This window comes from Corynebacterium kutscheri (genome assembly GCF_000980835.1).
Taxonomy (GTDB): domain Bacteria; phylum Actinomycetota; class Actinomycetes; order Mycobacteriales; family Mycobacteriaceae; genus Corynebacterium; species Corynebacterium kutscheri.
The window spans coordinates 677,420-699,846 of sequence record NZ_CP011312.1 but is presented as its reverse complement, the minus strand read 5'-3'; the positions used below and the strand labels follow the sequence as shown (position 1 = coordinate 699,846).

Genomic DNA, 22,427 nt, shown 5'->3' with positions numbered 1-22,427 from the left:
TTACGCTAATGTTTATATGCACGTTCTGAACGCACTAGCCTCCATAGCTCAGTGGATTAGAGCAGTGGGTTTCTACCCCATTGGTCGCGGGTTCGAATCCTGCTGGGGGCACTTTTTCTTTACCCTCTCCTACCAGAATAAACGCAGGTAGGAGAGGGTTTTCTTATTTTTTTCTTTTGTTGTCTGTTTCCATTTTTTTCCTGCGGTTTTCCGTCTTGTGTCGTGGAAATGTCGTGGAATTGTCATGGGATTTTCACCTCTTCATACAGCACTTTTACCACCTGCAAAAACTAAAAACGTGGCAACAACCGGAAACAAAAACAAATACACAGCAACACCCACCAACACTTGTCTAAACACCGCTACAGACGATAATTTAAATCAATAAGACATTGACAACAGCCTTTGCGGAACCACACCAGGCTGCTTCAAAGCCTGTCACCCCTCTAATCCTTTGACATAAGGCGAGAATAAATGTCTTGCGCTCTATATAAAGAGCACTCTCAAAAAAACGATACGGAAAAAACATGAATCATTCCCCTACAAAAAGAAAAACAAGCCAAGGCTTATTACATAGCCCATGGCTTGCTATACTCTTCACACTTCTTCTCATAGCAAGTCTTGTACCACTTGCTATCAACTTCTCTCATAGCGCAACAGCACAAGAAACAGCACTTTCCGAAACAACAGACAACCCCCTCGACACAGTAGAAGACACCACCGTTGCTGTAGACGACGCTACTGCTGGTGAGCTGCCATCTGATGACGCTGAAACCCAGCCTTCTGATCAGCTCCCCGTAGAGGAGGCAACAGCTACAGAAGATCCACAGGAAACACCCGATAACACAACTACAACAGACGAAGAACCATCACTTGTTGAACGGGTTGTAGAATTCTTCAAAGGTATTTTCGAACCAGCGGAAGAGAAAACCGCAGAAGAACAGAAAACCACAGTAGGAACATTTTCCCTCGAACAGAAAATCACAATCGATGGGAAATCTGTTAGCACTTATCCCATTCTTAAACCTATAACGGAAAGCTATAGCTTGATATGTGTAGGAAAGGCACCCACTGAAGTTACCCTAACTAACGATGACAATTATCAAAGCAATTCCTTCTCAGCAGGTACACAGTGCACCATCTATCCCCCTGGCGTTGCACCCAAGATCACAGGGTATACAGGAGCACACACTGTTACCGCAGATGGACACAGAACCGGCAATTCTGAAATTAACTTTACGATTGAGGCTGGTAAAGAAACCAAAATCACAATAAGATTCGACTACACAAGGCACGGACAACCACAGATGGATCCTGAAGGTGAATCCTCTTTCCTTGTCCACAAGCATGCCCAGGTTAGACTCGAAAATGGAAAAAATGTAAATAATCCCATCTTTCAAACAAAAAAGTTCAAGTTTACTTGGAAGTGCACTCCACCAAACGGTGGTAAAGAAATAAAAGGCTCCATCACCCTGATGGACACAAAAAACCAAAAGATTGAGTACATCCCTGAGGGTTCTTCTTGCACGGTTACCGAAGATCTCAACTCTGCGAAGATTCCAGGGTATACCCATAAAGTTCTTGTTAGCTTAAATAGTGCTGCACCTGAAGAATCACCCACCGGTACAACTACTTTTACAACCTCAAATGACGAACTGAGCACTGTTCTTCTGACAAACACTTATTCTCAAGACAAGAAACCTACGCCAACTTCATCGTCAATCGCGCCCCAGCCGGAAGCTAAAACTGCCGAATTCACTCTCGCTAAGATAGTGAAAAACGATGATGCCAAAGCCAAGCTAAAGGGACAACAGTTCACTTTCAAATGGGAATGCACCACCAACGGTGACCAGGAAAAGAGCATCAAAGAAGGCGAAGAAAAACTTATCGATGGCCAATCCAAAAAGATCACCGGGCTTCCGCTCAATTCTTCTTGTACGATCAAAGAAACCGATATCCCACAACTAGACGGCTATACCCACAGCTTGGAATGGTTGACTAACGAGGAGTCAAAGGGATCTGAGAATCCTTTTACGGTCACACCACGTGAAAAAGGGTCAGAAAATCCGCTCACTCTTACAGCCGTTAATACTTACACCAAGGATGAGCTTCCAAAACCTGAGATTAAGACAGGTAAATTCAGAGTCAAAAAACTCGCTTCAGGCCTTAAAGAAGACGGAAGCCGTGATTACGATAAGAAGTTCACTGAGCACGAATTTAAATTCACTTGGGAATGCACCCCACCAGAAGGCCAAGGAGAAAAACAAACCGGTGAAGCCAAAGTCAAGTCTGCCGGAGAATTTAGGAGTGATGAAATTCCGCTAGGATCCTCATGCACCGTTACTGAGGATGAGGCATTCTCCAAGATCGATGGATATACTCATAAACTCGTCGTTAATAACGAGAAAGTGACCCAAGAGGGGAACAAGTTTAGTTTTACTATTGATTCTCAGGTTATGTTTACTATCGATGTAAGCAATGACTACACCCCTGAAGGAAAACCTAAACCTAATACTGGTGGCTTCACTTTGAAAAAGCAGGTGGAAGGTCTTACCGATAAGAACAAGGAATTTGAGTTCACTTGGATCTGCAACGGTGACCTTGGAACACAAGCTGTTCGTGGCAAAGCTAAGCTCAAAGACGGTGCAACGTTTAAGGTTGAGAATCTACCGATTGATTCAACCTGTAGGCTTTCTGAAACTAACGCACCTATAGCTGGGTACAGCCATTCTTTGAGCTGGTCAACGAGTGACGGTAAAAAATCAACCGATCCCATTATTATGGTTGATCCTCGTGGTGCTAATAAGCCAGAGTTGGTTGTTACTGCGGTAAACAAATACACCCCTGTTGTTCCTCCAGTAACCCCGACAACTGAGACAACGACTAAGCCGGTTCCATCAACCACTTCAAAGCCAGTACCAACAACCACAGCTACTTCATCGTCGAAGACAACCACCCCAACACCAACCACCTCGTCTTCTGCTGCGCCAAAGCCTGGCACTGGCAGCTTCACCCTAGAGAAAAAAGTCGAAGGAACCCAAAGCCAAAAAGAATTTGATTTTGACTGGCGATGCACCGACGATGACAGTAAACTCACTGGCGGCACCACAAAGCTAAAAAATGGTGAGCGCTTTGTTGTTACCGATCTGCCACTGAACTCAACCTGTCGAGTTTTTGAAAGAGACCCCTCTATTGCAGGTTTTAAGCATTCATTAAAGTGGTTGACCAATGGTGAAGAAAAAGCATCCCAAAACGGCGTGGTACTTATCGACCCACGCAAAGCAGGTGAAAAAGAACTAGTTGTTACCGCTGTTAACACCTATACCAAGGATGATAAGCCAGCACCAACAACAACCTCGTCGTCGACAACTCGTCCAGTTCCGACAACCTCGGCAACGTCAAGCATGACACCAACAACGTCTGCTTCTAGCACCTCGTCAGCAACATCGACCTCATCGACTACTTCGTCGGTACAGCCAACCACGACGACTTCGTCTACTGAGCCGATTGTTCCAACCACAACCGGTAAGTTCCCGCCGATTATTCCAATCCCGATTCCTATTCCGGTTCCTCCGGCACCATTCCCACCAGCACCAGCACCAGCGCCTGCTCCTGCTCCTGCTCCTGCTCCTGCTCCGAATGGTGGAAACAATAGCCCTGCCCCAGGCGTGACCACCGCACCACACCACGGTGGCAACAACACTGCCCAGCCACAGCAGAACAACACCAAGAACACCACTAGTGCTGCTCCTGGCCAAGTAAATAAGGGCAAGGGTCTTGCTAACACTGGTGCTTCTGTTATCTGGTTAGTACTTGTAGCGGTTCTTCTTGCTGCAGTCGGTGGGGTTATTACTTACCGTGGTCGTGCGAATAAGAACAACTAGCCACATAAAACATGTGTGTTAGAGGTTAAAGAATAACCACGTAGGTGGCTTCCTTTATTCTTAATTTATGTTAAGAATAAAGGAAGCCACTTTTTTATATAGACATGTTTCCCATAGCAAAACGTGTCTATATGCGTTTTATGTTTATTTTGTTCGTGTTTTATTATCGTAATTTTTTGTGATACCTATTGGTGGTTTTTGCATTTTTATAAAACTAAGAATCTTAAAGTTTTTTAAAGTATTGTTTGTATACACGCTTAAGGAGAAATATACTCACCGAAAGCAGTGTAAAGATATCTAGTTTCCCTCAGGGACAATTAAGTATTGAAGCATTGATATCAACTTTTCTCTCAGAAAGTTAATTTTAGTAACCAAAAATCCCCTACGGTTACCCACTACCTTGATAAAAACATGCACGTGGTGGGTACGGAAAAAAGAATATGAATACATCAGTTATAAAACGCACCCTAGCCAAGGGTGTAACAAAGAATCCTTGGCTGGTAGTGCTTTTTTCCTTGCTTCTTATAGCAAGCTCTATTCCTCTTGTCACCCGCTATGCTCCTACTGCTTTAGGTCAAGCGGTGTGCACCGGCGGAAATTGGTCAAACGTTAAGTGGAAAAGCGATAGCCCAAATATTACAGATAGTAAGTATGTAGGCCCTAGTGGTTTCGCTGAAGTCGAATTCGAGTGGACAGCGAAAAAAGAAGCTAAAGCAGGCGATAAATTCGAGTTTGATCTCCCAGACCAACTTAAAGGTGTAGATACAGGCACTGTTTTTCTTCAAGACCACAAAGGGGAGATTGTTGCTACTGGTCAGTGGGATAATGAGAAAAAGAAATTCATTATTACCCTGACTGAATTCCAGGAACGTAACTTCGATGTTCATGGCAAAGCACATGTCGCTGTCACCTGGAACACCAGCAGCGCGTTTGATAGTAACCTCAATTTTTCAGGCTGCGGTAATGGGAGTCTTCCTGGCAAATTCGAAAAACGTGAGGGTGGAGAATTTCATGATGATTCTAAGATCGGCGAGTACCGCGGTTTTGATAATAAAAACAAGGTTCACACTATCCAATGGTCGGTAGGTATCGACCCTAAAAAACATAAAAACGAAGATAAAAGTGGACTAGTAACCGTTGAAGATACAGTTCCTGATGGCTGGAAGTTTGCCTGTGACGGTAAATACACTGATGGTTATGCACCTGTTTATGTTTCCTCCTTCATTAAAAATGGCCAAGGAACAATAGAATCAGTTCGCCACGCTATTTATTCTGCTCATGGTGCAGGTGGTGGCATGCGCTATGGCATTACAGGCGCAACTCAAAATGAGAATTATCAGCAAGGACATAATTATCAGTTAACCTGCAGCGAGAATAAAGTTTCTGCTACATTCCCTTACGGTCTGTCTGATCAAGCTGCTCCCGTTCTCACTTTAACGGCATACACAGATAAAAGGCCTATGCCAGGTAGCATTGTGACCAATAAAGCCATGATCGATAGCAAAGAAGTTCAAGGGCATGTTCGTTTCCCTAGCGCTGGTGGTTTAGGTTTTGGTGCTAAAGGTGGTTTCACTGTTGAGAAAAACGTTGTTGGAACCGAAGAGGATAAAAAGCAGGGTTATAAGTTCGATTACGAGTGTAAAAACCCTCAAGGCGAAGTTAAGAAAAATGGTTCTGTAACGGTTATGCATGATAGTTTTATGCATATCCAAGACTTGGATAAAGGCTGGAAATGTACTATCACAGAGAAGATTTCTGACGAGGTCAAAAAGGGTCGTAAGCTTACCGTATCCTGGATAGCTGTTAAACCAGGTGAAAAAATTGAAAGTGCTGGCTCTGCATCTCAGATCGAGTTTGAAGTTGATGAGAAATTTATTGAAGCTATCCATGTTGTTGTGACCAACAAGTTCGAAGAACCAACCGGAAGCTTTGCTCTGGGCAAGATAGCACTCGTTACTGATAATGCTAAAGCTGAAGAATTCCGTAACGCGGTCAAAGACAAAAAGTTTAAGCTTAACTACGTCTGTACCCCACCTAACGTCGACGGGCAACAGGCAGAAAAGAAACAAGGTACAGTCGAACTTTCACCTGGACAATTCAGTCCCCGGGTGTCTGGATTACCTATTGGTACCCAATGCACAGTAACTGAAGATAAAACCGACCTCAATGTTGAAGGCTACAGCTACGAAAAATTAGAATGGGAACAAAACAACGAAGCTGGTAATAGCAAAACTCCGGACAATAACGGTTATACGTTTACCATTACTAAGGCCGACTTCAATGGTCTTTTTGGCGCTTATAATACATATAAGCCCGTTGAACCAAACCCTGAGCCTGAAAAGGGTAAGTTTAAGGTCACCAAGACCACTACACTTATCCATGAAGACAACACAGCTAGCTTTGATGAAAAGCTGAGTGCGCATGAATTCAAGTTCACCTGGGAATGCACCCCACCAGAAGGCCAAGGAGATAAACAAACTGGTGACTTCATGGTCAAGCACAAGGGTGAATTTGAAAGTCAAGAGTTTCCAGTAGGAACCAGCTGTACTGTTACCGAGACGGAAGAATCGGCCAAGGTTAATGGATTTACCCATGAACTTCGCGTTGATGGAGAAAAAGTAAAACAAGAGGGGAACAGGTTTAGTTTCACTATTGGTTCTGAAACTCTGTTAACTATTCAGGCACGAAATGAATACACTCCAGTTAAAAAGCCTGGACCTGAGTTGGGTCAGTTTACACTGGTTAAAGAAGTGAAAGATGCTGATGCGCGAGCTCAACTAAAAGGTAAGAAGTTTACTTTCGAATGGGAGTGCATTACTGATGACGGTGAGCCTTCCAAGACGGGTCGAGTAGAACTCGGTAATGGTCAAGGTTCTCTTATTAGCGGTCTGCCACTGAATTCATCCTGCACGATCAAAGAAACCGGTGTTGAGAAACTAGATGGTTACACTCATACTTTGAAGTGGTTAATCAATGGTGAACCAAAGTCTGAGGATCCGATTAAGGTAACACCACGTAAGCAGTCTGATGATCCTTTGATTGTTACTGCGATAAACAAATACACCCCTGAAGAAAAACCTCAACCTGAAACTGGTGGCTTCACTTTGAAGAAGCAGGTTGAAGGTCTTACCGATAAGAACAAGGAATTTGAATTCAGCTGGGTTTGTCGTGGCGATCATGGAACAGAACCTGTTCGTGGTACCGCTAAGCTTAAAGACGGTGCAATGATTAAGGTTGAGAATCTACCGATTGATTCGACCTGTGAAGTTGCTGAAACTAACGCTTCTGTGGATGGCTATGAGCACGTATTACGGTGGTTAGCAAGTAACGGAAGAGAATCCATTGATGATACGATCCTGGTTGATCCTCGTAGTGTGAATAAGCCAGAATTGGTTGTTACTGCGGTAAATAAGTACACTCCTGTTGTTCCTCCGGTTCCACCAACTACGGAGACAACAACGACAACAGAGCCGGCACCGACTACTTCGTCGTCAACACCGACCACGGAACCGACACCAACAACAGAGACGACTACAACAACGCAGCCTGCTCCAACCACGTCGTCGTCAACCCCAACTACAGAACCTGCACCAACAACGCAGCCGACTACCGAACCGGTACCGACTACTTCGTCATCTACTCCAACGACGCAGCCTGCTCCAACCACCACGTCGACCACGAAACCAGTCCCGACTACGTCTTCATCAACACCGACTTCAACTAGCTCAACATCGACACCAATCACGACAACGTCGACTACAACTACCACTACGACGGAGCCTATTAACCCAACGACTACGCATCGGATTCCACCGATTGTTCCAATCCCGATTCCGATTCCTATCCCACCAGCACCACAACCACCAATGCCAGTACCTTCGGTAACTGCGACTACCCCACAGGTAGCACCACCAACAACTCAGTCGTTGGTGACACCGAAACCAGGTACAGATAAACCAGGCAAGGGTCTTGCTAATACTGGTGCTTCTGTTATCTGGTTAGCTTTTGTAGCGGTTCTTCTTGCTGCAGTCGGTGGGTTTATTACCTATCGTGGGCGTAACGCTAAAAATAGTTAACACATACCATGTGTTAGGTTATAGCTAGTGCATATAAAAATATCCCCTCTTTTCTCTAGGTGTTATAGCGGGTAAGAAAAGAGGGGTATTTTTATACTTTCAACAGTTCTTTAATCTCATCTATGTTGCCAGCATCGGTTAAACACTAGTCTTTGTGTGTTATCAATCGTCATTACGTTTACCTATTGTCCCCCTGGGTTGAGCTCTTAGTGATTGCATCAGGACCTCTGACTGCCAAATACCCCAGGGTGAAACATACAATCACACACTTTTAGCCCATAACAACAAAAACTCTTACGATCCCATGTAAAGGAACCGTAAGAGCAGCAAAAATAAAAAACCAGAGTCAGTGACCAAAACTATCACAAACTGGTACGAGTTTAATCAGATAGAGTCTGAGCTATCACTACCATACTTTGATTCATAAAGCTTATTCTGAGCCTCATCTGCTAAGGACTTAAAATAATCCGCTTTATCCTGATGACGACCACGTGCCTCATAAATAGCGTGATTCAAAGACATCGTAGTGTAATACTGGCACAGGGAACGCTGCTCCTCACCAAACTCAAAAACGCATGACTCAACACCACCACGCCAGTATTTTGAAAAATTGCGTTGAAGATGCTCTCCGTATTCCTCAGGAGAATAATATGCCTGCGCTGAAGCAATCGCAGCTGTGGAACCTGCCATCATGATGACGCTAGCGATAGCTAGGCTAATTTTACGAAGTTTCATAAGAGAAATCCCCTAGGTCGAAAAACAGGATAGGTACATGTTCCGGTAGGAACAATACGAAACAATACAATACTTTCCATGAAAACTAAATTTTCACTGAGAGAACCATAATAGGGGGTTAAAGATAAAATTCAACACAGTTATTGACATATGCAACCATTAAAATACCCTCTTGGTTACAGTTACATCCTATTGACCACCTGCTATTATAGGCAGTGACGCTGCGACGAGGTAACGTTCATGTCACAAAAACAATGTCCGGAAAGTAATCTGACTAATTATTTTCCAGGCTTTTCCTTTTCCCTTTACAGGTTCCTTGTCAACCCTGATCCCACTCCATAAAAAAACTCTTATGATCCCATATAAAGGAACCGTAAGAGTATGAATAATAAGCATCAAAAATGGTAGCCGAAACCACAAAAAAGAGGCACTAATTTAATTCTTTTTCCCAGGGTACTTGGTGTCAAAAAGTTTAACCGCCACTTCCTCCGCCAAGCCTTTAAAGTAGGCAGCTTTTTTAAGATCCTTCCGTTGGATATGAATCTTATAATTCATATCCAACGTGACGTAGCGCCCACAAAGATCACGCTGATTCTCACCGTACACAAGAACACATCGATCAAACTCCTCTTTCCATCGTGGGAAAAAATTCTCCAAAGGAATCGTTTCCCATGTCTGTGAATCCCATGCCCCTGAATTCCATTCCTCTGAATCCCATGTCTGCGAATCCCACACCTCACATGCTGGGGCAACTGCAGCCGTAGAACCTGTCATTACAATGGCGCTAGCGATAACTAGGCTAATTTTGCGAATCTTCAAAAGAAAACCGTCCTTAACCAAAAGTAGGAAAATAGAAAGTAAATGTCCAAATATGAACAATACGAAAGATTACAACATCTTAAATAAAAACTAAAATTTTCCTAAGAAAAATATAATAAATAACTAAAGATGAAATTTTAACTTTTATTAACTGAATAACCATCAAAAATAAAACCTCTTCCGCAGACTAAAAGCATTCCTTCTCCAAGGTATAAATGAACTGCTCCTTGTTAATTGGACTAAGAAAACAAATACTAACGAACAGGAAGTATCCCTGTGAGTAAACGAAGCTCATTAAGCAAAAAATCAGCGAAACCAGCTTGTTGAATTATTTGAACAAGGTATGGGTTATAAAGAAGCAGAACACCATATCGGGCTAGCCCTAATCCGGTACGAGTACTTGAATATCGGTTCAAACTTCATGGCAGACTATGTTTTGTGGAAAAACCAACTAAGCAGCGATATTCCTTCGATGTAAAGAAGGAAGTTGTTGATCGTTTCAACTCTGGCAAGTTCAAAAATGGAGCTTGCCCGTGAATTCGGTTTGTCATCACCCCAACTCGTTGCCGATTGGGCGCAGGTGTGGCCTAAAGGTAGTGATAAAGCGCTACGTCCAAAGCCGAAGGGATGCTGCGAAAGGCAGTAAGCCTGCGAAGCTGTTGACAGAGCAAGACAAACTTCGTCGTGAAGTAGCGAAACTGCGTGCGGAAAACACCTACTTAAAAAATGCGGAACTTAAATCTAAGGTTCGGCTTAAAAAGAAATATAACTCGTACAAAGGTACTATCAGCGGTACTATCAGCCACATTGCGAAAAATGCGTTGGATCGGAAAAATTAACCCTGATAAGCCAAACATGGTGTGGGTCAGTGATATTCAGTCCATGTCACATAAGGGTGACTGCTATGACAATGTGGCTATGGAGATTTTTCTTCGGGCATCTGAAAACCGAAATGTATCACAGCGAATACTTCGCCAGATTGCGGTCCAACCAAGTTCACGCCGAGAATTTTGTCAGTATGCTCATCGACGATAGCCTTCCATAAACCATGCTGAACGCGCATTGCCTTTGCCCTAGGGATAGCATTAGCCGGTATTTTTGCTATGCGCACCGCTAATCCAGATTCAACAGCTTCTTTTTCTGAAAGACCAATGCGTGCTAATTCCACAGCGGTAAACACTGCATAAGGAATGTTCCTACCAGTGGTTGACCTAAACTGTGTGTCTTCGTCATCGAATTGAGCTCGGATAACTCGGAAATCATGCCAGGAGGCATGAGTAAACATTGGTGTATCTGCACTATCCCCGGCTGCCCACACACCATCTGCACTGGTACGCTGATACTGATCAACGATAATCATCCCACGATCATCTACGTCGATTCCTGCCGCTTCGAGGCCAACTTGATCTGTATTGGGGACTCGCCCTGTGGCCACAAGGAGTGCAGCAGAATGTACCTGCGTTCCATCACTTAAATGTACTGATACTGAATCAGCAGCTTCGCCAACGTGTCCGGTAACTTTTTCAGCACGCACAGAATATAAAATTTGTACGCCGGAATCTTTCAGACCCGCGGCAACCTCAGCAGCTGCATCAGCATCTTCTCGCGGAAAAATATGCTCAGTGTCTGCAATCAGGGTAACTTTGCTGCCAAAATCCGCCATGATTTGGGCAAATTCGACACCAATATACCCGCCCCCAATAATGGTGAGGGTTTCTGGAATTCTTTCTAACCTTAAAATATCTTCAGAAGTCCAGGCACCGGAGTCTGCTAGTCCGTCGATTGGTGGAAGCAATGGGCGCGATCCCAGGTTTACTAGAATTCGATCAGCGGTAATGGTGCGACTATTCCCGTCTTCAGTAGCTACTTCCACGGTTTTATCAGCAATAAATTGTGCTTCACCCCGAATGAAATCAAGACCAGGTGCAGAAAACATTTTTTCATGTGCATCCACCATTGCGTCGACAATGCCTTCTTTATGTGCACGCAAGGCACTAAGGTTTATCGTTGCGTCTTGGGTACCGGATACCCCAAAAAGAGAGTCGGTTCGCGCGTCACGAATCCACCGCGCAGATGCAACTAAGGATTTTGTTGGAATACAAGCGACATTAATACAGGTTCCGCCAACGTACTGACGCTCCACCATAGCCAGATTCTAGCCCTTTTTAGCTTGAGCCATAGCTAGGGATTTACCGGCTTTACCGCCACCAACAACAAGCAAATCAAAATGTTCCATTATTACCTCTTTGTTTAATTAAGTCCCACAGAAAGACAAGCTGCTTATTTCTGCTACAGAAAACACGCATCTTAAAAAATCCTGGTATAAAAAATCTTCTGACAGCAATTAAAACTTGTTTTCTATGTCTTATACTTCTCAATTTGTTAAAAATTAAGGCAGCGGCATAAATAATCACATATGTGCAGCGGCATAAATAATCACATATGTGCAGCGGCATAAATAATCACATATGTTTAGCCGATATTTTTCGACTATTGCCTTATCAAACACAGTATTTATTTGGTATTTATCTGGTTGTACTGCGCTAGTAATTTTCAATGTGGCATTACATTTGTTTTAGCTATAAACAAATAGGTATCACTAGAGGATTTCTTCGAGCCATAACTGGTGCAGCCGATAATCTCCTACTTGCTCTGGATGGAAACTTAAACCCAATATTTTGTCCTGCTTTACTCCAACAATTCTGCCGTCTATCTTGGCAATAACATCTATCCCGGCACCAACACTGATTACCTCCGGTGCCCGAATAAAGGTAGGTCGCATGGTTACCCCTAACACCTCAAGATCGTGCTCAAAAGAATTGCGTTGATTACCAAAAGCGTTTCGACGCACCACCATATCCACCACCGCCAAATTTTTCTGCCCTGGTGCCGGATTATCCAGCTTAGTAGCAAGCAAAATTAACCCAGCACAGGTAGCAAATACCGGTAGTCCGTCGTTAATTAGTTTTTGTAGTGGATTAAAAAGTCCTAGTTGTTCAGCAAGTTTTGCCATCACACTAGATTCACCACCCGGAAGAACAAGCCCGTCTAGTCCAGCTAGATCAGCTGGGGTACGTACCCGGTGCGTTGATACCGATAGTCGATGGAATATATGTTCATGTTCTTCAATTCCACCTTGTAGGCCAAGAATGCCAATAAGCATTTACCAACCACGCTGAGCGAGTCGGTGTGGAACAGCAACATCAGCAACATTGATTCCCACCATGGCTTCGCCAAGGCCACGACTGATTTCAGCCAGGCTGCGTGGATCGTCGAAAAGCGTTGCTGCTTTAACAATTGCTGCGGCACGGGCAACTGGGTTACCAGATTTAAAAATTCCGGAACCAACAAAAACGCCTTCAGCTCCCATTTGTCGTACCAAGGCTGCGTCAGCAGGTGTTGCTACCCCGCCGGCAACAAAAAGTGGTACTGGTAATTTTTTGGTATGAGCTACTTCGGCAACTAAATCATAGGGGGCACCGATTTCTTTTGCTGCGACAAAAAGCTCTTCTTCTGCCATGCTGCTTAGCTTGTTTATTTCACCGCGGATAGTACGCAAATGGCGAACAGCTTCAGAAACATCACCGGTGCCAGCTTCGCCTTTGGAGCGAATCATAGCAGCGCCTTCGGTAATACGTCGCAAAGCTTCCCCTAAATTGGTAGCACCGCAAACAAAAGGCACCTCAAAATCCCATTTATTGATGTGGTGTGTGTAATCAGCAGGACTGAGCACCTCAGATTCATCGATAAAATCAACGCCTAGTTCGGCTAAAATCTGTGCCTCCACAAAGTGACCAATGCGAGCTTTTGCCATAACCGGGATAGATACGGCATTAACAATTCCTTCAATCAGATCGGGATCGCTCATACGTGCTACACCACCTTGAGCGCGAATATCAGCGGGTACTCGTTCCAAGGCCATCACAGCACTAGCACCTGCGTCTTCGGCAATTTTGGCTTGCTCAGGTGTCACCACATCCATAATGACACCATTTTTAAGCATTTCAGCTAGTCCACGTCGGACTTGAGTGGTTGCAGTAGCACCAGAAGAAACCGCACTGGTAGAAGAGGCATAAAAATCAGTAGAAAAAGTGTCTTGAGTCATGCCAACTATGCTGCCAAAGAAAAAGTGGTTCATAAAAGATCCAAACTATAGGCAATTGCACTAGTCCACTTTAAATTGTTTTGTGTCATACTCGCATCATGCGCCCTGATCTTGTTGCCGAACTTCCGATTGTTTATTTCCCAGAAAGTCCGCTACGTATTCCTGCACAAATTTGTGAACAAATACGCGGCTTAGTTACTCAAGGTTTGCTTAGCCCCGGCGATCATCTGCCTTCTTCACGGTCTCTAGCAGCACAATTAGGTGTTTCGCGAGGCAGTGTTGTCACTGCTTATGACCAACTTCTAGCCGAAGGATACATCATTACCGCGCATGGTTCGGGTAGTCAGATTAATCCGCAACTTTTAAGTGTTACCCCAGGTACTACACCTATCTCAACGATTCCTGAAAATCCCAAAAATACGCTCATTTCGCTTTCGCCGGGAATGCCAGACATCACAAAAATTGTTGATTCCTCGTGGCGTAGCGCTTGGCGGGAAGCTGCTACTGATCCCAGCACGTGTCCATTACTTGGCGATAATCAACTGCGCTACGAGATAGCAGAACATGTCCGTCACATGCGTGGGGTACTTATTGATCCCGCCCAAGTCATCATTACCGCCGGAGCTAGAGAGGGGCTTTCGCTCATCCTAACTTGCCTAGGTAGAAACACAATTGTGGGATTAGAATCACCTGGATATCCAGGGTTACGCGGAATACCTTATGCATTAGGACACAAAATTATTGATATCCCCACCACGAGGCAAGGGATTGACGTCGATAAGCTTGATCCACATATTGATGTTGCAGTACTGACCCCAAGCCACCAGTATCCACAAGGCGGTAGTCTTAGCGCACAAACTCGCACACAGTTAGCACAATGGGCAGCACGTACAAATACGTGGCTGGTAGAAGATGATTTCGACTCCGAGCTGCGTTATACCGGTCAACCGCTTCCCTCTTTAGCTACGATTGCTCCTGAACGCACTATTTTGCTTGGTACCTTTTCCACACTACTAAGCCCTGGATTATCGTGTGGTTTTATTATTGTTCCGCCGTTATTGCTGCAACAACTTTCTACCCACCGACAAACACTAGGCCAACCAGTATCAGCAATTACACAGCGTGCACTTTCCTATTATCTTCACCAAGGAGCATTACGACGGCGCACCCAACGGCTCCGCAGAATTTACCGCCGCCGCAGGGATATGGTGGTTTCACTTTTAGGATCATTAGAAAACACCACGTTATTACCTATTAGTGGCGGTTTGCATGCTGTGTTGCTGTGCAATAGTCAACACGTAATTAACTATTGTGCACAAGCAGGTTTTCAGCTCACTGCGCTGGAAGACTATTGGGGTGGTACTAATTTCAAAGAGCGCGTTGATGGAATTGTCTTTGGTTTTGGGCTTCACGACGATCTCACCTTAACGCGCGCACTGGAAGCTATCCGAGATGCGGTAACCGGCTAAGATGAGCACAGATAAAGATCCCCTAGCTAAGGAGCCTTAATATGTCATTACCTATCCCCCGCGCTGATTCTCGCGCGCTAATCACCGGTGCGAGTCAAGGTATTGGCATGGCAATGGCTAAAGATCTAGCAAAAATGGGCTATCACCTTATCTTGGTGGCGCGTCGGCAAGATATTCTTTCTGATTTAGCCCAACAATTGGAACAAGATTACAAAGTTACGGTCGAAGTTTTCCCTTGTGATTTAGCTGATGCTGAGCAACGTGGTGAACTTATCGAAGCCATTAACAAGCGAGAAATTAATATTTTGGTTAATTCTGCTGGTATTGCTAGCTTCGGACCTTTTATTAATCAGGACTGGACATATGAGTCCATGCAATTTGAACTTAATGCTCGTGCAGTTTTTGAATTAACTCATGCAGTACTTCCGGGAATGATCGAACGTAAAGAAGGCGCTATTTGTAATGTTGGTTCTGCCGCTGGCAATGTACCAATTCCTAATAATGCTACCTATGTGTTCACCAAAGCCGGAGTCAATTCCTTTACTGAAGCACTGCACTACGAACTGAAAAAAACTGGCGTAAGTTGTACTCTGCTCGCACCAGGCCCTGTGCGGGAAGCAGTTACACCTGCTGATAAGCAATCGGTAGTTGATAAGGCAGTACCTGATTTCTTATGGACTACCTACGAATCATGCTCCGCTGAAACCCTTGCTGCCATGGCAAGAAATCAGCGCCGCGTAGTTCCAGGGCCGTTATCTAAAGCTATGAACGTTATTTCAGCTGTTGCCCCAACCGCCGTACTTTCTCCGGTCATGGGTTGGTTTTATAAAAAGATGGGATAAAAATGACCGAGACAAACACTGAGAAAAACACAGCCAAAAATGATCGTTTGGTCTGGATTGATCTGGAGATGACCGGGCTTGATATTCATCGTCACCGCATCGTAGAAATAGCTGCCGTAGTTACCGATGCCGATCTTAATATTATTGGCGAAGGCCTTGACTTAGTTATTCATGTCAGCGAAGAAGAACTTGCTGAAATGGATAATTTTGTTACCGATATGCATACTTCTTCTGGGCTTATCGACGAAATACGTGCTAGCTCTCTAGCTCTTCAGGAAGCCGAAGATGCTGTTCTGGCACTTATTGAAAAACATTGTGATCCAGCGCATCCAGCACCGTTAGCGGGCAATTCAATTGCTACCGATCGGTCTTTTATCCGCGAATATATGCCTCGCCTAGATCAAGCATTGCACTACCGAATGGTAGATGTTAGCTCCTTAAAAGAGTTGGCTCGAAGGTGGCAGCCACAGGTTTATTATCATCAACCCGAAAAAGGTCTTGCTCACCGAGCATTGGCCGATATCATTGAAAGTATTCGTGAGCTTGCCTATTACCGTCAAGCTATGTTGATTGCCGAGCCAACAGCTGAGGATTGCGCTGCTGCTAAAGCTTGCGCCATCGCTTCTTACCAGCAGTTTTTGTAATTATTCTAAGTTAAGCTAATATGGTTTTCGCTGCTTAAGCAGTGATGGTGGCTGTAGTTCAGCTGGTAGAGCACTAGGTTGTGATCCTAGGTGTCGCGGGTTCGAGCCCCGTCAGCCACCCCTAGAATAGCCCCTGGTCTTAACTTTTAAGGCCAGGGGTTTTCCGTATTAAGAGCTAGTAGGCACAACATTTTACCCAGCAGTGTTGTACTTCCAGCTGAGCAAATCGAAAACACAAATATTGTGTGTAACAATATTGACCATGTCTAAAAAATCGGCAACCGCAACCACGGTTAATAATCACCGTGGCGAGAGCATCCGATTCATCCCGGTACAAAATTCCTTGTACCCATGGTTGGTCGTGTTGTTTGTCGTCACATTTATTCTTTCCAATATCAACGCGACAAAAGGCGTCCAACTCGGTCCACTCATTACTGACGGCGCTTTCTTCCTCTTCCCACTTGCTTATATTGTCGGCGATGTTCTTGCCGAGTGCTATGGTTTTAAATCTACTCGGCATGCCATTTATACAGGATTCTCCATGGCACTGCTCACTGTTATTACTTTTGGCATTGCTATTTGGCTTCCTGCCGCCGATTTCTATACTGGCCAAGAAGCCTTTGCCGCCACCTTGGGGCTAGTACCGCAAATTGTTGCTGCTTCTTTAGCTGGCTATTTAGTCGGTCAGCTGCTTAATGCTTGGATGCTTACTACCATGAAGCGTCGCAGTGGAGAGAAAAAACTATCACTTCGCCTTATTGCTTCGACGGTTGTTGGTGAATTTGGCGACACACTTATTTTCTGCGCTATTGCAGCTTCTGTTATTGGCATTAATTCCACAGCAGCATTTATTAACTATGTTGTGGTTGGTTTTTTATGGAAAACACTTATTGAGGTACTCCTGCTTCCAATTACTACCCAAGTTATTAAATGGGTAAAAAATCGCGAGGATTACCATGTACTGCCTAGTACTGGCGTAGAAACCATATAAGTGATACTGCTACAAAAAGTATTGCTTACACTCAAACTATAGAATTTTTAAACCATGATCGATGCCAAGTTTCACATCGCACTGCCTACCGCTTTTTACGAAGATGAGTCTCTAAATATCGAAGCAACTCTGGCACATGCAGATTTCTGCCTTTCACAGGGGGTGGAATCTGTACTGCTGTGTGGCTCTACCGGAGAACAACATTGCCTAGAGGTAGCAGAAAAAATCGCACTCATTGATGCCATCGATAAGCATCCTTTTGTCGAAAATACACAAATTATTTTTGGCATCGCTGACATTCGCCTTCATAATGCGCTGACTGTGGCTCAACGGATTGCTCAATCACCTCATATTGACGCAGTTTTACTTGGTTTTCCACCATATATTCGCCCCACTCAGGATGAAGCACTGCGCTATGCTTCAGCAATTCTTACAGCAGCCAATAAGCCAGCGATTATTTACAATAATCCAGTGCGCACCGGCTTTGATGCTAACGCTGAAACGCTAGCTAGACTCTGTTTACTTCCCGACGTAATTGGGATTAAAGATCCTGGTGGAGCACCTAAAATTGCTGAGCTCAACACCCGGTTAGCTCCTTTTAAACCACTTTATTTTGCCGGCGGGGAGATCGACTTACCTACTCGCATTGCCGATGGGTACAACGGTTTATCCTCAATTGTGGGCAATCTAGCCCCACACCAAACCAAAGCGTGGTTTGAGGCACTAAAAAAGGACTTGCCGGAAAAAGACGAGCTTAATAAAGAAATCCAGCCGCTTATTCACCGGATTTTTAGTGACTCCCCGCTTCCAGCAATTAAAGACCATATTACCCGGCATGAAGAAATCCCTATGGGAGTCTGCCGATCACCACTTGGCATGTACTAGGGCAATTTCACTGCCACTACTTTTGCTTATCGACGCCAAAACGGGCAGCTACTCTTTAAGCAGTAGCCGCCCGTTTTTAATCGTCGTAACGCAATAAGACGGTATTCAACCTAAAAACTAGTGTTTCCGGCTTTCCAGGTTTCCCAATCAATATTCCAATCGCCTAAACCATCCACACCAGATAAAACACCGCCAATGGTATTTTGTACCGTCACAATATCACCACGCTTGACTACATCCTGAAACCATTTAGCATTTTCAGTAGTGACATTAATACAGCCATGGGACACATTGGCAACCCCTTGCGAACCTACCGACCAGGGTGCGGCGTGAACATAAATCCCGGAATAAGACATTTGGGTCGCATATTTAACATCAGTACGGTACCCACCTGCATCCAATGCCAAGCCATAAGTAGTAGAATCCATGACTAAAGATTCATATTGATCACCAATAATATAAACGCCATTCGGCGTTGGGTTCTGATTTGAGCCCAAGGATACCGGCATAGTTTTGAGTAGGTCACCATTTTTGTACACACTCATCTGTTTAGTGGCATCATCAACAACAGCTTCTACCCGATCACCAATAGTAAAGTTCGTAGAATTGTTCTCTTTACCATAAACACCCTTGGTGATCTCTACACCAAAAATATTTGCTTCTACGCTAACAGTAGTGCCAGGTTGCCAATATTGTGCTGGACGCCAACGCACCTCATAAGGACTTACCCAATAAAATGCGCCCTCTACCTGCGGGCTGGTAGTAACCTTAATAGCATTCTGAATACGCTGGCGATCCTCAACCAGATAATCGAATTGGAAGCCAATTACTTGACCAATACCTACCGTAGAATCTGGCAATGGACTCAGAGCTACTGCATCAGTGGCAGTTGCAGCAATGGTCTGGAAAGTGGTGGTAGTCTTTTCACCATTTTTATCCAGAGCCTCGATAGTATAGGTGCGGTTATACCCAAGCGTTTCTGTAGTTGACCAGCTCATAGCATCGTCTGCCAATGCAGATTCGATAACCTTGCCTTCTTCATTTGTCATAGTGACCGAACTCAAGCCTTTATCTAAAGACTTCACCAAAACCAGTTGCGAAGGATTCACCTCTGTTGCACCATTTGTCACACTAACGACGGGAGCAAGAAGTGCCTCAGCAACCGAGCCGGTAGTTTCTGCTGATTGGTCTGTTTGATTTACGCGGTCAATCGTGCACGAAACCATTGCCAAAGAAAGAGAAACAATAATGACGCTCCCTCGCACCCATCGTAAAGCCACGAGCATAACCTTCCTCAACGCACTTTTCGCGTATATCGACCGATACAGAATGCATTCTCATTTAACGCACTCCAACATTCTAAAACTTTCTTAAAATAAGCGTCACCCTGCGCACCTCAGGAACACTATTTCGTAACTAAAAAGTTAGCTATCTGCCGCCCTTTTTCATGCATAAATGTAAAGCAAGCCGTTATAAATAAAACCAGATCAGGTTTCCCAGCAGTGCCCAAACTAGCCAGTAGCTCAACGTAGAAAGGGATTCAAGAAATCCCAAAACAATATTAAAATTTTCTTATAGCCACAAACGCTCCCCGCCTTTTACACACATCTTCACATAATCTCTAAAAAGAGATTACCAGGATTGCACTAGAAATCTTAGGTAAAATATTGAAAAATACTTATTAACCTGCTGATTTTACTTTATACAGACAGATACGTTATATTTTTCTTCGTTGCCAAGCGGATTCCTAAACTATTCGCATGAAAACACTGCGCCATTAGCTCAATTGGTAGAGCAACTGACTCTTAATCAGTGGGTTCGGGGTTCGAGTCCCTGATGGCGTACTTTTTAATCCTTGTTAACGAGTATTTCTCAGGTTAACAAGGGTTTTTGCATTTTCCTCTATTGCTGCCTATCGCCGTTTTTGCCGTCTTTTCCTATCTTTTGTCGTGGAAATGTCGTGGAAATGTCGTGGAAATGTCGTGGAAATGTCGTGGAATTTGAGCAACAAAACCCAGAATAAAACACAAAAATCCCCAACGCACAATCCCGTTAAGGCACCCCAAACCACAGTCGCGAAAGATTATTACCCTCAATCGCTAACTTCCTCAGATCAAGACTTGTATAGCCCAATTCAGTAACGATAAATTAAATATTCTAAAACGTCGGCACACAGAAACTGCAGGTCATAAATGAAATCACTCCGCTTTTTCTAACCCTGTTTATAATTTGGTCGGTAACTCAAATCTGCATCTAGGGCTTCTCAGAAATAGTTGTACCGGGCAGCCAACTAGAACCTATATTAGGCACTGAAAATATAGGCATCGGTCTCGAGGTTTTACCTATACGCTTTTCCCATTACCTTTTTCAATAATGTTCACGCATCGATTAGTTAATAAAGACAACACATGATTCACGTTAAGTTCGACACTCAAACACAAAAATAACTCCTAGAAAAACATCTAGGAGGTGTTATATAGGTTTACCTAACTTGAAAGATGCTGTTCTCACACCCATAGCAATATGAAGTAAATATATTTATTACTTATCATTTTTACCTACCTCTTATCGCAGCTGTTTCCTCAGCATCCATAGGATCGCTTTTGTAGTAAAAAGTTGTAGGAAAAACAAAAACAATTAATTTTTATAGGAATCAAATAATGACCAACACCTTTACCGCCCTCACCGAACGCGACGAGGGCTGGCGGGTCGTTCAGATCAAAGAAGACCCCGGAGTTCTCACCCAAACCCGCCGCCTCGACCAAATCCCAGATATGGTACGAGATGCACTAGAACTTTTCCCTAAACTCACAGACAACCCAGAAAATGCAATCATCAACATCGAACTAATCGACGACGACATACTAAACCTGCCAAACGCATCAGCGAAGAAGCTTTAGAAGCCAGCAGGCCAAACAAGCACAAGAAACACCACACTCATGCGCCAAGCAGTCCGTAAACTAGCCGCCCAAAACCTCCTCTATCGAGATATCGGCTTCCTACTCGGTGTTAGTTTTCAACACGCACAAGTACTAGCCACAACCTAGGAACCACCAAGGAACACCCACCCAGAAAAACTCAAAAAAGGCAGCTCCAAAACCCGTTCCACCGTGGTATCAATCAAAAAATGACATTACTGAGGCACCGCATGACGAGTCCAATGTAACTCCCCCCCCGATGAAAAAGCCACATCAAACAAAGATTCTACTCAAAGCCCATCATTAACCGATGCATCTAAATAGTCCCCGTATCTAAGTAGTCCCGCCGTTACTTCTATCCCAATACCTCTCGCTAGCACCTTGCCAGTCTGAGCCGCAACTTATTTGTTTTATAAAAAACTGATACAAGCCTAACCAATCATCATATGGTAGGGTGGAGCACCCGAAGTACCCTCCACTTCGGGTTAACCTCTACGGAAGGACTCAACAGATGAACAAGTACGTCAAAATCGTCGGTTGTATCGCCGCTATTTCTATCACCGCAACAGCGTGCACCGGTAGCAACCAAAGCAGCAGTAATACTCCTGCTAATAATGCCGCTGCAAACTCTTCCGCAGCGATGAGCAACACAGAGATCCGGATGACAGATGATGTTGACATTGACGACGACGCAAACCCAGGCCAGAAAAAAGCCCTGGAAAATACTCAGCGTTACCTCAACGGACCAGTAGGATTCTCCTATGAAGGGCTGCGCGATCAACTCCAATATGAGGGATTCCCTGAAGAGGACATTCGATACGCCCTTGATGAAGCAGATATCGATTGGGAAGATCAGGCAGTTAAGCAGGCTAGGGCTTATAAGGATGCCGATGCAGCATTATCTAATGATGACATTTACGACAAGCTAATTTCCGAGAAGTTCACTCCGGAAGATGCTCGCTTTGGTGTAGCCAGCCTAGGCTAAAACTCTAGCTAAGCACTTTTAAACTACACATCGCAGTGCTCACCGCTAAAATAAAACCCGTATCGGCGGTGAAT

Annotated in this window: 14 protein-coding genes, 3 tRNA genes and 2 pseudogenes; 13 read left to right on the top strand and 6 right to left on the bottom strand. The window is 44.3% G+C overall.

Annotated elements, in window-relative coordinates:
* Nucleotides 1–37 precede the first annotated feature (37 nt).
* The 3 genes from UL82_RS03235 to UL82_RS11145 all read left to right on the top strand — a co-directional run bounded on the left by UL82_RS03235 (nt 38) and on the right by UL82_RS11145 (nt 7,960).
* Nucleotides 38–111: transfer RNA gene (locus UL82_RS03235), tRNA-Arg, on the top strand.
* Between the two features lie 416 nt (nt 112–527).
* Complete coding sequence (locus UL82_RS11150; protein WP_046438988.1) at nt 528–3,884, top strand: DUF5979 domain-containing protein; 3,357 nt, start codon at nt 528–530, stop codon at nt 3,882–3,884.
* 440 nt (nt 3,885–4,324) lie between these two features.
* Nucleotides 4,325–7,960: a DUF5979 domain-containing protein gene (locus UL82_RS11145; RefSeq protein ID WP_046438987.1), complete on the top strand. Its 3,636-nt coding sequence runs from the start codon at nt 4,325–4,327 to the stop codon at nt 7,958–7,960.
* 384 nt (nt 7,961–8,344) lie between these two features.
* Here UL82_RS11145 and UL82_RS03220 read toward each other — a convergent pair whose 3' ends face one another.
* A complete protein-coding gene (locus UL82_RS03220) occupies nt 8,345–8,695 on the bottom strand; it encodes a hypothetical protein (RefSeq protein ID WP_046438986.1) in 351 nt (116 codons plus the stop codon).
* A gap of 435 nt (nt 8,696–9,130) precedes the next feature.
* Nucleotides 9,131–9,514 carry a hypothetical protein gene (locus UL82_RS03215; RefSeq protein WP_046438985.1) on the bottom strand — a complete coding sequence of 128 codons (384 nt, stop codon included), beginning with the start codon at nt 9,512–9,514 and terminating at the stop codon, nt 9,131–9,133.
* A gap of 343 nt (nt 9,515–9,857) precedes the next feature.
* On the opposite strand from UL82_RS03215, the pseudogene UL82_RS11325 reads away from it, so the two are divergent.
* Nucleotides 9,858–10,475, top strand: a pseudogene (locus UL82_RS11325) (helix-turn-helix domain-containing protein); the annotation flags it as partial.
* 48 nt (nt 10,476–10,523) lie between these two features.
* On the opposite strand, the pseudogene UL82_RS03200 reads toward UL82_RS11325, so the two are convergent.
* The 3 genes and pseudogenes from UL82_RS03200 to pdxS form a co-directional block, all read right to left on the bottom strand.
* Nucleotides 10,524–11,660 (bottom strand): annotated as a pseudogene (locus UL82_RS03200) (dihydrolipoyl dehydrogenase family protein); the annotation flags it as partial.
* Between the two features lie 453 nt (nt 11,661–12,113).
* Complete coding sequence (gene pdxT, locus UL82_RS03195) at nt 12,114–12,677, bottom strand: pyridoxal 5'-phosphate synthase glutaminase subunit PdxT (RefSeq protein ID WP_046438984.1); 564 nt, start codon at nt 12,675–12,677, stop codon at nt 12,114–12,116.
* Nucleotides 12,678–13,619 carry a pyridoxal 5'-phosphate synthase lyase subunit PdxS gene (pdxS, locus tag UL82_RS03190; protein WP_083966496.1) on the bottom strand — a complete coding sequence of 314 codons (942 nt, stop codon included), beginning with the start codon at nt 13,617–13,619 and terminating at the stop codon, nt 12,678–12,680.
* A gap of 98 nt (nt 13,620–13,717) precedes the next feature.
* On the opposite strand from pdxS, the gene pdxR reads away from it, so the two are divergent.
* The 6 genes from pdxR to UL82_RS03160 all read left to right on the top strand — a co-directional run bounded on the left by pdxR (nt 13,718) and on the right by UL82_RS03160 (nt 18,450).
* A complete protein-coding gene (gene pdxR, locus UL82_RS03185; protein WP_046438983.1) occupies nt 13,718–15,088 on the top strand; it encodes a MocR-like pyridoxine biosynthesis transcription factor PdxR in 1,371 nt (456 codons plus the stop codon).
* A 41-nt stretch (nt 15,089–15,129) separates the two neighbouring features.
* A complete protein-coding gene (cmrA, locus tag UL82_RS03180; RefSeq protein WP_046438982.1) occupies nt 15,130–15,930 on the top strand; it encodes a mycolate reductase in 801 nt (266 codons plus the stop codon).
* A gap of 2 nt (nt 15,931–15,932) precedes the next feature.
* Complete coding sequence (gene orn / locus UL82_RS03175) at nt 15,933–16,574, top strand: oligoribonuclease (protein ID WP_046438981.1); 642 nt, start codon at nt 15,933–15,935, stop codon at nt 16,572–16,574.
* A 47-nt stretch (nt 16,575–16,621) separates the two neighbouring features.
* Nucleotides 16,622–16,694 (top strand) — tRNA-His (locus UL82_RS03170).
* 142 nt (nt 16,695–16,836) lie between these two features.
* On the top strand, nt 16,837–17,565 hold the full coding sequence (locus UL82_RS03165) for a queuosine precursor transporter (RefSeq protein WP_046438980.1): 729 nt from the start codon (nt 16,837–16,839) through the stop codon (nt 17,563–17,565).
* 54 nt (nt 17,566–17,619) lie between these two features.
* On the top strand, nt 17,620–18,450 hold the full coding sequence (locus tag UL82_RS03160; protein WP_046438979.1) for a dihydrodipicolinate synthase family protein: 831 nt from the start codon (nt 17,620–17,622) through the stop codon (nt 18,448–18,450).
* A 110-nt stretch (nt 18,451–18,560) separates the two neighbouring features.
* Here UL82_RS03160 and UL82_RS03155 read toward each other — a convergent pair whose 3' ends face one another.
* Complete coding sequence (locus tag UL82_RS03155) at nt 18,561–19,736, bottom strand: L,D-transpeptidase (RefSeq protein WP_046438978.1); 1,176 nt, start codon at nt 19,734–19,736, stop codon at nt 18,561–18,563.
* 485 nt (nt 19,737–20,221) lie between these two features.
* Here UL82_RS03155 and UL82_RS03150 point away from each other — a divergent pair.
* The 3 genes from UL82_RS03150 (at nt 20,222) to UL82_RS03140 (ending at nt 22,353) form a co-directional block, all read left to right on the top strand.
* A tRNA-Lys gene (locus UL82_RS03150) sits at nt 20,222–20,294 on the top strand.
* Between the two features lie 816 nt (nt 20,295–21,110).
* Nucleotides 21,111–21,350, top strand: a complete 240-nt coding sequence (locus UL82_RS11320) for a hypothetical protein (protein WP_232009508.1) — start codon at nt 21,111–21,113, stop codon at nt 21,348–21,350.
* Between the two features lie 529 nt (nt 21,351–21,879).
* Entirely contained in the window at nt 21,880–22,353 is a 474-nt protein-coding gene (locus UL82_RS03140) for an Ltp family lipoprotein (RefSeq protein ID WP_052735853.1), read from the top strand.
* Nucleotides 22,354–22,427 lie beyond the last annotated feature (74 nt).